The sequence below is a fragment of the Winogradskyella wandonensis genome (assembly GCF_004346845.1).
Classification (GTDB): Bacteria; Bacteroidota; Bacteroidia; order Flavobacteriales; family Flavobacteriaceae; genus Winogradskyella; species Winogradskyella wandonensis.
Genome location: NZ_SMGI01000001.1, coordinates 882,056 through 895,687, shown reverse-complemented (window position 1 = coordinate 895,687; position 13,632 = coordinate 882,056). Strand labels below are relative to the sequence as shown.

12 protein-coding genes are annotated in these 13,632 nt (G+C 33.0%); 8 read left to right on the top strand and 4 right to left on the bottom strand.

Features of this window, described 5'->3' with window-relative positions; genetic code table 11:
- Window positions 1-107 precede the first annotated feature (107 nt).
- Entirely contained in the window at window positions 108-1,529 is a 1,422-nt protein-coding gene (locus DFQ05_RS04070; RefSeq protein WP_132703820.1) for a cadherin repeat domain-containing protein, read from the bottom strand.
- 270 nt (window positions 1,530-1,799) lie between these two features.
- Here DFQ05_RS04070 and DFQ05_RS04065 point away from each other — a divergent pair, with 270 nt between their 5' ends.
- Together DFQ05_RS04065 and DFQ05_RS04060 are read left to right on the top strand one after the other, a co-directional pair.
- Window positions 1,800-4,352 (top strand): LytTR family transcriptional regulator DNA-binding domain-containing protein, encoded by a 2,553-nt coding sequence (locus tag DFQ05_RS04065; RefSeq protein WP_132703818.1) that lies wholly within the window; start codon window positions 1,800-1,802, stop codon window positions 4,350-4,352.
- A 69-nt stretch (window positions 4,353-4,421) separates the two neighbouring features.
- Window positions 4,422-4,781, top strand: coding sequence for a DoxX family protein (locus DFQ05_RS04060; RefSeq protein ID WP_132703816.1), 360 nt, complete (start codon window positions 4,422-4,424; stop codon window positions 4,779-4,781).
- Here DFQ05_RS04060 and DFQ05_RS04055 read toward each other — a convergent pair.
- Together DFQ05_RS04055 and DFQ05_RS04050 are read right to left on the bottom strand one after the other, a co-directional pair.
- Window positions 4,773-5,135, bottom strand: a complete 363-nt coding sequence (locus DFQ05_RS04055; RefSeq protein ID WP_132703814.1) for a DoxX family protein — start codon at window positions 5,133-5,135, stop codon at window positions 4,773-4,775. The genes DFQ05_RS04060 and DFQ05_RS04055 overlap by 9 nt on opposite strands.
- A 10-nt stretch (window positions 5,136-5,145) precedes the next feature.
- Window positions 5,146-5,811 (bottom strand): ferredoxin reductase domain-containing protein, encoded by a 666-nt coding sequence (locus DFQ05_RS04050; protein WP_132703812.1) that lies wholly within the window; start codon window positions 5,809-5,811, stop codon window positions 5,146-5,148.
- 153 nt (window positions 5,812-5,964) lie between these two features.
- Between DFQ05_RS04050 and hpf the strand changes: the two genes are divergently transcribed.
- On the top strand, window positions 5,965-6,270 hold the full coding sequence (gene hpf, locus DFQ05_RS04045; protein ID WP_132703810.1) for a ribosome hibernation-promoting factor, HPF/YfiA family: 306 nt from the start codon (window positions 5,965-5,967) through the stop codon (window positions 6,268-6,270).
- 13 nt (window positions 6,271-6,283) lie between these two features.
- Entirely contained in the window at window positions 6,284-6,727 is a 444-nt protein-coding gene (locus DFQ05_RS04040; protein ID WP_132703808.1) for an amidohydrolase family protein, read from the top strand.
- Window positions 6,728-6,772: 45 nt separating this feature from the next.
- On the opposite strand, the gene DFQ05_RS04035 is transcribed toward DFQ05_RS04040, so the two are convergent.
- Window positions 6,773-7,318, bottom strand: a complete 546-nt coding sequence (locus DFQ05_RS04035) for a peptidase associated/transthyretin-like domain-containing protein (RefSeq protein ID WP_132703806.1) — start codon at window positions 7,316-7,318, stop codon at window positions 6,773-6,775.
- Window positions 7,319-7,677: 359 nt separating this feature from the next.
- Here DFQ05_RS04035 and DFQ05_RS04030 point away from each other — a divergent pair, with 359 nt between their 5' ends.
- The 4 genes from DFQ05_RS04030 (at window position 7,678) to DFQ05_RS04015 (ending at window position 13,617) form a co-directional block, all read left to right on the top strand.
- A complete protein-coding gene (locus DFQ05_RS04030) occupies window positions 7,678-8,130 on the top strand; it encodes a hypothetical protein (protein ID WP_132703804.1) in 453 nt (150 codons plus the stop codon).
- A 247-nt stretch (window positions 8,131-8,377) separates the two neighbouring features.
- A complete protein-coding gene (locus tag DFQ05_RS04025) occupies window positions 8,378-9,694 on the top strand; it encodes a hypothetical protein (RefSeq protein ID WP_132703802.1) in 1,317 nt (438 codons plus the stop codon).
- A 98-nt stretch (window positions 9,695-9,792) separates the two neighbouring features.
- Complete coding sequence (locus tag DFQ05_RS04020; RefSeq protein WP_132703800.1) at window positions 9,793-11,253, top strand: T9SS type B sorting domain-containing protein; 1,461 nt, start codon at window positions 9,793-9,795, stop codon at window positions 11,251-11,253.
- A gap of 3 nt (window positions 11,254-11,256) precedes the next feature.
- On the top strand, window positions 11,257-13,617 hold the full coding sequence (locus tag DFQ05_RS04015; RefSeq protein WP_132703798.1) for a PorP/SprF family type IX secretion system membrane protein: 2,361 nt from the start codon (window positions 11,257-11,259) through the stop codon (window positions 13,615-13,617).
- Window positions 13,618-13,632 lie beyond the last annotated feature (15 nt).

Here is a 13,632-nt window from a genome sequence, read left to right as displayed (position 1 = left end):
GCTTGTTATAATTATAATTGGAAATAATGATTCCAAATGATAGAAAATAAATAAAACAAAAGAGCCGCTTATGATGTATCTTCATTAGCAGCTCTTTGTCTTGATATTTAAAAATCGGTCCAAGCTCTTATTACACGTAAATTATATGACATTGTTTTTTGTCGTGTTAAAGTAGAACCGCTAGCATTAATTCCTCCAACAGAGTACAATACCGCAGTTGTACTACTTAATTCAGTAGAAGACCAACTTAAACCAAAGAATGAATCTCCATTATTAGCTTGAATTACAGGAAATATTATTGGTAATGTAGCATCTATTTCTACCCACTCATCAACACTTGGAATAAACCAATCGTCAAATCCATTTAAAATCGTATTGTTTGCCTCATCGAATAAACTTCCTGTTGCTGCACAACCAGCCGATGTTACAGCGGTAAAATTGGTTGCACCTGTTCCGATTGCCGTCCCTGTTGCTCCTGTGCTTATTCCTGAACAACCCCATGCAAAGTCTGCCGTTGTTGTATTCGTCATAGCAACTACCAAGCCTTCAGAATTATTACTTGTAGGATCTATCCAAAAAATTACACCGCCATATGCAACGTCTCCTATTTCGTTAACATTATCAATTTGTATTTCAAAATCAGAAGAGTCGTCAGCGTCATCTGCAGATATAACAGCATCTACACCTTGATTTATTTCATAATCAAATAAAGATGCATCAGCAACAGTAACTACGCCAGTATTAGGGTCTATGGCAATAGCACCAGCTGGAGTTTGCGATACAATACTATAATTGGGATTTCCAGTGGCGTTACTTTGCACTGTACCAATAACTTGACCATTTGTAGGATTCTCGTCTATGCTTTCATCAAAAGTTTGGAATACGACTTCATTAATATTTGTCAGATTTATTGTTACAGTTGCAGGATTTGCAGATTCACTATCAGAGATTGATGCTGTGATTACTGGATTAGTTTCAAAATCAAATAAAGCAGCATCAGCTACCATTAACTCGCCGGTCATCATATCTATGTTTAGAGCGCCAACAGGCGTTTGAGATACAATGCTAAAATTGGAGTCAACTCCTCCACTAGATTGCACGGAACCTAGTACTTGCCCATTTGTTGGGTTTTCGTCTATTGAAACGGTTAAATCCTGGACAGTCACTTCTACGTTGTTAAGATTAACAGTTACTGCGGCAGTATTTGCAGTCCCAATAGCTGAAACTGTCGCTGTGATTACAGGATTGGTTTCAAAATCGAATAATGTAGCGTCTGCAACACTTAGTTCACCAGAACTATTATCAATAGCTAAGGCTCCGTTTGGTGTTTGGCTAGTAATGCTAAAATCTGGACTTGATGTTCCCATAACTTCAATAGTGCCGATTATTTGACCATTAACTGGATTTTCGTCGATAGTTACGGTTAAATCTTCAAGTGTAATTTCTACACTGTCGTCATCGCTACAGCTAAAACTGATAAGTAATAGCGCTAACATGAATAGGTTTGTAAATTTGAGTGATTTTTTCATTTTATAATATATTATTAAGATTATACTGACACCAAAGTATTATGAGAAAACTGTACTTTAAGCAAGAAAAAACAATTTGTGACGAAACCCATATTAAAAAGTGATGAAGTTCTTTTGACCCATAACCTAGGTTACAGACCATCTTAAACGGGCTTGAAACCCAGTAATAGTAATGAATTGTGATAAAACACTTTAAAATAGTGACGAACATAAAAAACCAAATATTCGTCCTATTCTAAATAATATTACATTTGTTTAAACTCATTTCTATTGAAGTCTACTTTACATTTAATCGCATTTGTTTTTACCCTTTTTGTAGGAAATTCACAGTCCTATATTTATGACCATTTTGATGTAGATGATGGTTTACCAAGCTCAGAAGTATTTGATGTCTATCAAGACAAACTAGGATACATTTGGTTTGCTACGGATAGGGGTTTATCACGATATAATGGGTATGAGTTTAAGAATTTTACATCCGAAGATGGATTACCAGGAAATACCATTTTGGACTTTTTCCCACAAGAAGATGGCCGAATATTTTGTTTTGAACTTCACAGTAAGACACTTTTCTATTTTAATGAGGTTTTTGATGGATTTAAATTATATCAATTTAATGATGAATTAAAACAAAGCTTAACTTCTAGAACAATCATTAAGTCAATACATGTTGATAGCAAAGGAAACCTAACAATTGGTGGTTATAGTATTTTTGGTTTTATTGAGATTACAAATAAAGGTGAAGTTATAAATCATTATAATAAATACTATAGGGCAGATTTGTCTTATTCAGAGCGAAAATCTCATATAATGGTTGGAGTATATAAGAAAAGTAAACTGTTTGGTTCACTTTATTATAAATACGACTCGGATAATCAAATCTTAGCGATACCTACTGAAAATCCGAATTCGTCTCGTCTGAGTGTAGAGTTTCTTAATGATACGTTAATTGCATTTATTAATATTAAATTGGTAACATTTAGTACTTCAAAAGGTGTAAGCTATTACGAAACCGCTCAAAACCCAATAGGAATTAAGCGAATAAACGATACAATATTTTGGGTTGGATATTATAGTCAAGGTGCTGAATTTAGAGATATTTATGGGAATGTATTAGGTACTTTTTTACCAAACAAATCCGTTAGTAATTTTTTAATTGATGCTCAAGGCAGTTACTGGTTTACAACACTCGACGACGGTATTTTTAGAGTTAAAAATTCAGATATAAAAGTTTTTACTAATGAGAATGTAAATTCCTTAGTAAAGGACGATAAAAATCAACTATACGCTGGATATTATAATGGTGACGTGGCTAAAATTAAAAATCTTAAAATCAAATTATTATATAAGGGCAAAAATGATCGCCCCGCACAAGTGGAGTTTAATTCGGAAGCATCTGAAGTTTATGCTTCTAGTGATTTTGTCATAAGAAATCTTGCGCAAAAGCAAAGTGCTATTTCAATAGAAGGAGGCAGAAAACTACCTGAGAATGTTTTAAGCCCTTTAGTAACGACGGCTTCAACAACCTATAGAATTGTTCAAAACGATACTATTGCACTTTATGATGTAGGAATTAGAACCGAAGATGTTTGTATATATAATGGCAATATTTTAATAGCGTCACCTTCTGGATTATACGCAAAAAAAGACAATAAAACTGAACCTTATCAACCATCTCCTCTGCTAAAATCAAGACTGTACGATATTGATATAAACTCTACTAAAAATACAGTATACATAGCATCTCAAGACCATGGTCTTATTGTTTTTGGCGACAGTATTTACAATATTAATAAAACTAATGGTTTAACGCATAACTCTATAAATGAAGTTCATGTAGAAAATGATTCTACCATTTGGGCATGTACCAATACTGGTTTGAATAGAATTAAGTTTAAGTCCGATAACTCTTATACTGTAGATACGATAACCAAAACTGATGGTTTATTAAGTAACGATATAAATGATGTTGAAATTATAAATGATACGGTTTGGGTTGCTACAAAGCGTGGACTCTGCTTCTTTGAAAAAGATTTAATTGATAGAAAGGACACACTAAACGTGCTATCACTGAGTCTAAAAGAGGTTAGAGTTAATAAAGCCATAATAAAAGAGAGCAACATTAAATTAAGCCATAACCAAAATTCTATTGATTTTGAAGTAGAAGCTATTTCACTGAAGAATACCGACAAAATAGAATATCTCTATCGTCTAAAAGAAATTGATTCGTCATGGTCTAGAACATCCAATCGCATCATTAGTTTTCCGTCACTCTCGCCTGGAGCGTACACGTTTGAGGCTAAAGCCCAAGTAAATGACATAGAAAACGAACTTTTAAGCTCATATAGTTTTAGAATTCTTCCGCCTTTTTGGAAAAGTTGGTGGTTTTATTCGTTAACTGCGATTATTTTCTGTGGACTGATTTATTTGTTCTTTAAGTTTAGAGTGCTTTCTTATAATAAAGATATCATAAGAGAGCTTATGCGATTAGCTGTTAAACGTCTAAAACGCAAAGAGCAGTTTTATAAGTTCAGAGCAAATGGAGAAGATTTTAAGATTCCGACTCACGAGATTTTATTCGTTCATTCTCAAGGTAATTATTTAGATATTGTCACTTTAAAGAAGACATATACTATAAGGTGTAAAATAGGTGATTTTATTAGTAGCACCCCAGATAGTTTAGAATACCTTAGAGTTCATCGCTCCTATATTATACGAATAGACCAAGTCTCTAGCAAAGGACGTAATTGGGTTGTTATTAAAGATAATAAAATCCCAGTTGGAGAAACCTATCTAAAAGAACTAGAAAATATTAAATTTTAATAAGTCAACTTTCTTTTTATTAAAATTTTAAATTCAGAAGTAACTAGAAAAAACACATACCTTTACTGAATGACTACATTATCATTGATCATATACTTTGTAGCACTCTCTTTTATTATTTTCGGTAAGAGTTGCCTTCATAAAAAATATATGAAACTCGAATTTGAGCGTTACGGTTTATCCAAGTTTCGAGTCATTGTAGGTATTCTTCAGTTAATTGGTGGTTTAGGCCTATTATTAGGATTACATTATAATCTTCTACTCTTAAAAGTTTCAGCGTTTGGTCTATTTATATTAATGGTTTTAGGGTTTTTGACCAGGCTTAAAATAAAAGATGGCGCTCTAAAATCGGCGCCAGCTCTTATTTATGCTCTACTGAGCTTATATATATTTTACAAAAGTTTTTCGTTATCCCTTTTATTAACTTAATGCTATAATAAGACATAGTGTTAAAAATAATGCCGCAGGAAAAGATTTAAATAATGGGTCTTTAATTTTAAGATGCATTGCAATAGAACCAGTTAATAAAATAGCCAATCCAATAGCACATATTGAGGCAATGCTTGTATAATAGATTGATAGCAAGAGGCCAATTGCAAGGATAATTTTAAGTCCACCAACTATTTTAAACATATATGGCGATAGCCCATAAACCTTAAACTCTTCACTTAAAGTAGTTGCATTTCCACCACGCCATTTTGTGTTTTTATCACGTTGTAAAAGCCATACATTCAATAGGCTAAGACCTACAATAAGTTTTAATGCTGTAATTAAATATTCCATAATATGTGTTTTATGCTTCCGTAATTAGTAAATTCTCTGATAATCCCATGGCATATAAATCTGTTTTAACAGCAGATTCCATAGCTGGTGGTCCACATAAATATACGGGTTTAGAAATATCTAAGTTCTGTGCTTTAAGAAATTGTTTGTTTATGTGCCCATTGTAATAATCTGAATGGTTTTCTTCTGACAAGACAAAAGTTGCATTATTACCAAGCCATGCTTCAAAATTATTTTTTAGGATAATATCTTTTTCTGTTTTATTACTAAATAATAATTTCTGATTTTTTAATTCGCCTTTGCGCTGCAAATCCTTTAGAATAGCAATAAACGGCGTTATACCAGCACCACCAGCAATAAAAGTTCCTTCACCTTTATAAGAAATCGCACCCCAAGCATCACCTATTATTAGCTTGTCATCAACTTTTAAAGACTCTAGCTCGTCTGTGACACCGTTATGGGAATTATATACTTTAATGGTAAATTCTAATTTATCGTCCTCTGGTAAACTTGTAAACGTAAATGGCCTTTTCTTTTCTCTATAACCATCTTTATCTATAGCCATCTCGGTTGCCTGACCAGGTGAAAAAGAATATCCACCTGGTTTACTTGTAATTATTCTTAATACGTTATGATTAATGTGTTCAATTTGTTCAATAGTAATTTTATGTTCCATTAGTTATTTTCTTTTTAAAATATAGAATAGAATTTAAAAGTTCCTTAAATAAAAATTAAAATTTAAAGATTAGATATAAGTCTTAAAATACTATTAAAGTCTTTGTTTTTGTTTAATTTTTATGTATCATATGTTAAACAAAACGAACAAATAATGAAAGACATAATATTTGAATACCACGATGTAACAGCTAGTGAAAGTCTAGAAACTTACACAAGAGAAAAACTAGAAAAGATTTTCAATCATAACGAATTTGTAGTTCGTGCAGATGTTTTCTTTAAAACTGAAAACACATCCAACAATAAAACAGGAATGATAGCAGGTATTAGACTTAGCGCTCCAGGACCAAGATTGTTTGCAGAATCAAGTCAAGATAATTTTAGAGGTGCCATAAACGAATGCATCAATGATTTGACAAGACAATTGAAAAAGAAAAAAGAAACCATGAAATCTTATTAATAACCAACTTACAATGACAATTAATACCGAAAAACAACAAATTACTTGTATTTATGCATCTGGAACTAAATTTGGTAAACAACTAAAGGCACTTGCAGAAGCAACAAAAAAAGCAGTTTTCTTTAATGACATTAAAGAATCTATGCCGTCTGATACGCAATGGCACGATATTGTGAATCGTTTAAAACTTAGTTTAAACGACTTAATAGATAAAAGTAAAATTGAAGATTTAGATGAAAACACCAATTTTAAAGAGGAAGATTTAGTAAAAATACTGGCAAAATACCCTGATGCTTTAGTCGGAGCTATTCTTCTAGAGGATAATCACATAGAACATATCACTCAATACACATCTTTATTAAAATTTTTTAATGTAGATTCAGCAGGCTTAGAAAAAACACTACATTTTGAAGACCCTGTAACAGAAAGCCAAACAAAAAATGAGACGTTTCTGTAAAATCAAAAAACTAAAAAGTCGATAGAATTTATACTATCGGCTTTTTTATAGCCTTTCTAAATCTAACTGTAAAACCATATCCCGATTTACAACCATTTTATCATTAATTTTCTCGAGTTTTAAAATTCGAGACGAATCACTTCGTTTAGCAATTTGCTTTCTACAACGTTTCGTAAGTTTTGGGTCTGCATCGAATAAAAGCGTAGGCATGGCATAGCTCTCTCCAGTAGGTGTTTCAACCTTCATAAAGATTTCTTGTAGCTTATTATGTAAGCGGTCTGTACCTGGAATAAAGGTTTTAAATTCATACCGCCCGCTATTATCTGTTTTAATAACAGCGCTGGTAATTAAATTATCGTTTTCGTCTGAATTAAAGTCCCCATTAGAATCAGCTTGATTAATCGTGATAATGTAATCCTTAGCTGGCGTAATACCATCACTTAAATACAATATACCTGCTAGCGTAAATTTGTCTTGTGCTTCTTCGTAAGTTCCAACAGTTGCAGAAAAGCTTAGGTCTTTAGTTTGTGAAAATGATGTTAGACTAACTAAAATAAAAAATAGAAACAAAAATTTTGGAGCGGTATTCATTACAGGCTACTATTTAATTATGAGACTAAAATCATAAAAAATGTTCGTAAACCATTAAAAATCATGTAAATGAATAATAATACCGATGAATGAAATTTATATGTAATTATTATAGATGAAAAGCACAGTATTCTAGGATAATTCTAGCTTCAACTAGATTACAATTAATGCACGTTTACACTATAAAAAGCACCTGTGTCATTCATCTAAAAAAAGTGTATTTTATCTATATTTTAAACACTTTATCAGATAAAATTGACATTTCATGGATAAAAAAATTGAAAAAAAACATCAAAATTTCTTGGTTTTCTTAAATTATTCAATAGTTTTGTTTCACCCAAGTCTATAAAACCTATAAAATGAAAACAAAATTACTCCTACTTATGCTTGCACTATTTTGTGTAACATCAGTTTCGTTCGCCCAAAAGAAAAGTAAGCAGCTTAGTTTTATAAGCGGTAAGGTAAATATCTCAAAGTACCACGAGCGTGAAGAGTTAGACCGTATGCCTAAAGGAAAACTACTTCAACTCTATATCGAGCGTATCGAAGTTATTGTTAATATTCTTCCAAATATCGCCTTTGCTACAAGCAAAAACGTAACGATGAACGATTTAGGAATTCCTATCACAAAAGAAAACGTTAAAGCCTTAGAGGATAATATAGAAGCATCAACGGTCTATTTTGATAGTACGATTGAATTTCAGAAAAAAATATTGCCGTATTCGGACACCAGAGATTTAATAACTGCGATTCTGTTTTACGAATCGACGCTGAAATCGCTTTATACTTACAACGATTTTAAATCTAATTAGTTGCTAGTATAGTTAATTTAAGATTTAAAAAAGCTCCATTTTAATGGGGCTTTTTTTGTTTTGTTAAGAACTGAGAAACAAGAATATAACATAGAATCTAATCTTAACCTCGACAAATTGTATATAATTGTAAGTAATTTCTTTTTTTTCTAAATAATTTATGCTATTCATCGATATTATTTGTATTTAATAGGTGATAATGTTATGTTTGAATTGCCCTTAAATTATAACTTAAACTTAACCTCTTATGAAAAAGATAGTACTCAGCATTGCCACGATATGTTTTATAACTCTTGGTCTATATGCGCAACAAGAAAAAGGAATTTACGGCTACGACAACTGGTTGAGTTCTTGGACAGACTTCTATCCAGCAAAAACCACATACGGAGAGCCAACCCAAATTCTTACCGGTTCTATCGATTCCGATATTACTTTAAAGAAAAGAGACATTTACTTACTCTTAGGAGATGTTTTTGTTACTGATAGCACAACGCTAACCATCGAACCTGGAACCGTTGTTCTTGGTGATTACAAAACTAATGGTAGCCTTATAATTAGCAAGGGTTCTAAAATTGTTGCCAAAGGTGAACAAACAGATCCAATCGTATTTACATCTAATCGTCCGCTTAAAAAACCAGGTGATTGGGGCGGAATATTTATTCTTGGCGATGCACCTACAAACAAGTTTGGAAACGAAGCATCTATAAACTATGGTCTAAAACCAGATTCTTACGAAAATCTTAAATATGGTGGAGAGAACACAAAGAGCGACTCTGGCATAATGCGTTATGTTAGAATTGAGTTTGCGGGTAAACGAACCAAAGAATACGGCTATTTTAATGCATTTACACTTGCTGGTGTGGGCGAAGAAACCGTTATAGACAATGTTATGGTAAGTTACTGCAAAGGAAACGCTTTTAACGTATTAGGAGGTAATGTTATATTGGATAAATTAGTGTCTTACAGAGCAAATAAAAATGATTACAGTTTTAACTATGGTACACAGACGTCTATTAGTAATTCTTTAGCTGTTAGGTCGCCATACGTTTCTAGTCCAGATGGATTTAAATCTATGCACATTCTTTCTTTTGATAATAAGGACGATGCGGATTTAGCCAGATTACAAACTAACGTGTTTGCATCTAATATGTCTCTAATTAATGTAAGTAAAGAACTCGAAAGAGACATAAATATGGGATTAGTTAAAGAAGCTATTTTTATAGGAGAAGCTACAAGTTTTAAGTTAGATAAAAGTGTAATCTCAGGGTTTAAGCCTGCCGTTTTTTTAGATGAAAATATTGTAATTAATAATGATAATCTTCAACGTATTCAGTTTGAGCGTACCTATTTTAATAATTGTAAAGGCAATATTTTTAGCAAGTTTAAATCTAACAACGATGACTTAGAAAGTTGGTACGGAAGCCGCGCTTTTGATAACGTTTATTCTAAAGGTCCGGACTCTGAAACATTTATTGATTTAAATAATTCAAGAACTCCAGATTTTAGACTTCGTATTAATAAAATTATAGCAACAACAGATGCAGATAATCCAGATGACGATTAGTTATTAAACTCTAGTAACTAATAATTATCCTGATGCATCTGCAGGAATAATTAAAACCTAAAAAAAAAATTTATAGAACACAACTACACCACCTTCCAATGACTATTTTAACTATTAAAAAGCAAATCGCTTTAGGGTTGTGCTTTACAGTCGCTATAATATTTAGTGCTGTAAAGGCACAAATAGTTATTGGTGCACCATCTTTGGGATTCTCTCAGGCTTGTGCAAGTGAAGAATTTAACTCCTACAGCACATCCTTTGTCTTTTCTCCTGAAGCATCGTTAGAAGCTTCCAATCAATTTATAATCGAGTTATCTGATGCAGACGGTGATTTTGCAAATGCCGAAGTTATTTATACAACTACGTCAGGTGAAATTACATCGTCTCCTGCGTCTATAAGTTTTTCAATACCAGAGTCTACTGCTGGAGAAAATTATAAAATTAGAATCAAAAGCACTGCTCCGGCAGCAACAAGTTCTTCATCTAATGCTTTTGCCGCATATTATAAATTACAAGATTCACCTTTCTCAATCAATAATCTGGTGTCAACTGGTGCGTTTTGCTCTGGAAGTAGTTATTTACTAACTATAGATAATCCTGGAATTAATGCTAACGATTCACCTCTAAATTATCCGTCATTAACATTTAATTGGTATAGAGAAACAAGTGCGACTACTTCAGTTTTTGTTGCCGAAGGCGAAACTCTTGAAGTCAATACAGAAGGCACTTATTTTGTTGAAACTAATTATGGTAGTTGTACCTCCAATTCAGTTTCTAATAAGGTAACTATTACCGAGGCTTCTAATGGACAAGCGGATGCTACAATAGCATCAAGCTTAGGTAATCCCTATTGTCCGGCACAAGGTTTAACAACATTAACTACTATTGGTGGATTAAGCTATCAATGGTTTAGAGATGGCGAAGTCATCGATGGTGCCACAAACCAAATGTACCAAACCAACGAATCTCGTAATTTCTCTGTGCAAGTCGATTTGGGGGAATGCATGGCTTCTGGTTCTATAAATCTAATTAGCGAATTATTTAATAGTGACATTAATGTGGACAGTGTTAACTACTTAGAAGAAGGTGAAACACTGACTATTACCATAACAGATGACGCCAATAACCCTACTTACGAATGGTTTTTAAATAACACATTGTTATCAGAGACATCAGCCACATTAGAAGCATCAGAATTTGGTAATTATACAGTTATAATTTCAGAAAATAATGGATGCACAGGCGCTGTAGAATATCAATTTAGCATTCAAGAAGCAATAGAACAGTTTCCAGATGTTGCCAATATTCCAAATGTTATTAGTCCTAATGGAGATACTATCAATGACACGTGGATAATCCCTCAAGAATATACTAGTGGCTCTAACACATTAATTAGGATTTTTAGTAGTCAAGGTAAACTGGTGTTTGAGACTAATGATTATCTAAACGATTGGCCTCAAGGCAATTTAGAATTAACCAATATAAACCAAGTCTTTTATTACATCATCGACACTGTAGATGGCAAAACCGAAAAAGGGTCTATTACAGTAATTAAATAATTAATGAAAGCACTATTTCTAACCATATTGTTAAGCACTTCTATGCAACTGCTGCTTTCGCAAGAGCAAGCAGATGGCGTAGTATCGTTTACTTTGCCGGTAAGAAATTCGTTAATGTTTAATCGCTATGCTTTAAATCCAACCTTTAGTTTTGTGCGCGAACAATATAAATACGCAAGTGTATATAATAAACGAGAACTTGTACAATTTAATGATGCACCACTCACCTATTTAGCCAGTTATTCTGGTCGATTTGCTGAAAATATAGGAGCTGGAATTGGTTTATTTCAACAAAACTATGGCGTATTAACTACTTTCGGTGGACTTCTCAATTTTGCGTATAATGCTAGGCTTAATAGAGACAACAACTTAACATTTGGGCTAAATTTAGGAGCTTACAGCAGTGGCATAAATACAGGAAACACAACTACAAATTTTACCGACCCATCATTACAAAACGTACCATCAAATTTTCTAATTACAGTAAGTCCGGGAATAAATTACGGCACAACATTTTTTGACTTTGGGGTATCTCTAAACAATCTATTTGTCTATAATTTAGAGTCATCATCGATGCTTGAAGAAGACCCGAATCAAGGTATCCAAGGTCATGTGATGTACACAGGCTATATATCAAGTCGCGGATTTTTTGATGATGCTCGCTTCTCTGGTTTGTTTCAAAGTGAATTTACAAAAGATGAAACCATTCTTTCTGCAAATGCATTAATCTATGTACCAAAAGGGCTTTGGTTTCAAGCTGGCTATAATACGCGATTTGGTGTTTCTGCTGGTGCGGGAATTAACATCACAAAAGAAATTGCTATCGAATATAGTTTCGAGAAGACATTAGGTGATTTAATAGATTTTGGACCATCGCACGAGATTACCTTAGCCTATCGCTTTCAAAGTAGACGCTATTTTGATTACAGTCGTCAAGATGAAGTTTCAGGTCTTATATCAACAAAGAAAAAGCCAAAGCGCTATGTTGCTAAAACTAGTAAACCAAAACGAACTGTTATTACGCCAACTGTAGAAGAAACACCTGCAAAAGCAACACCAGAAGACGTAGCTAAACAAAAAGCCGAAGCTGACCGTGTTTCTAAACTAGCTGAAGAAAAGAAAAAGCAGGAAGAGGCTGAAAAGCTAGCTTTACTTGAAAAACAAAAAGCAGAGAAAGCAGAACAAGAACGTATAGAAGAGCAAAAGCGCATTGCCCGCGAAAAAATAAATGCTCAAAAACGAGAACAAGAGCTCGCTGAAAAACGTGAGCAAGAAAGACTTGCAAAATTAGAAGCTGAGAAACAAGCTCAAGAATTGGCTGCCGAAAGAGAGCGCGAAAGACTTAAAAAAATTGAAGATGAGCGTTTAGCCAAATTAAAAGAAGAACAAGAGCGAGAGCGCGCAGAAGCGGAAAAACTAGTAGAACAAGAACAAGTAGCAAAAGAAAAACTTGAAGCTGAAAAACAAAACCAAGAATTAATTACAAACCCTAAAGATACCTTCGGTAAAGAATTACTTAAGCTTGCTAAAGTTGTAGAAGAAAATAAAGAAAAGCAAGATGACTTATTAGAAAAGTTTAACGAAGCTGTAGAAGGTAAAAACGACAATCTTAGGAATCTGAAGGAAGAGAACGATTTAAGTGAACAAGGAATCGTTGTAAGACCTAAAGAATTTAAGAGCGTAACTAAAGAAAACGAACGACTAAAATCTATAAAATCTGATTTAGATAAAATATTAGAAGAACGAACAGAACGCATCAAAGAATTAGAAGAGCGCTATGAAGATATGACTGAAGCAGATACTATAGTTAACGAAACTGTAATGCTTTATTACAGAAAAGAGCTTGAGAAACTAAAAACTGAACAAAGTGATGCGAATGATATTAGATTAAAGCTCGAAAATAAATTAGAAGCTATTGAAATCGGAATTGAATTCGAAAAGCGTAGACGAATTAAACGTGCCGAATACGATAACGAGGAAGAGCGCTACACACAAGACAGAGCAAGATTACAAACTATTAAAAACACTACCGAAATCGGTAATAAAGAATTAAACCCAGAGGATTTTGATTTTGGGTTAGAACAGAGTACTAATATTAAAATACTTAAAAATGTAAATTATACCGATAGTGGTTATTATATGGTGTTGGCTGTGCATACCGATACCGATAAACGAGACGAGTTTATAACTAAAGCAATGGCTTCTGGAGCCACTAATATAGATTTCTTTTACGATGTAAACACTAGCCAATACTACATCTATCAGAACAAACTAGAAAGTATTGGCGAAGCAAATTCAACATTAAAACAAAGAGGAACTAAAGCTTATAATTCAAAAATGACAATAATTAAAATAGAGAACTAATTACATATAAAACGT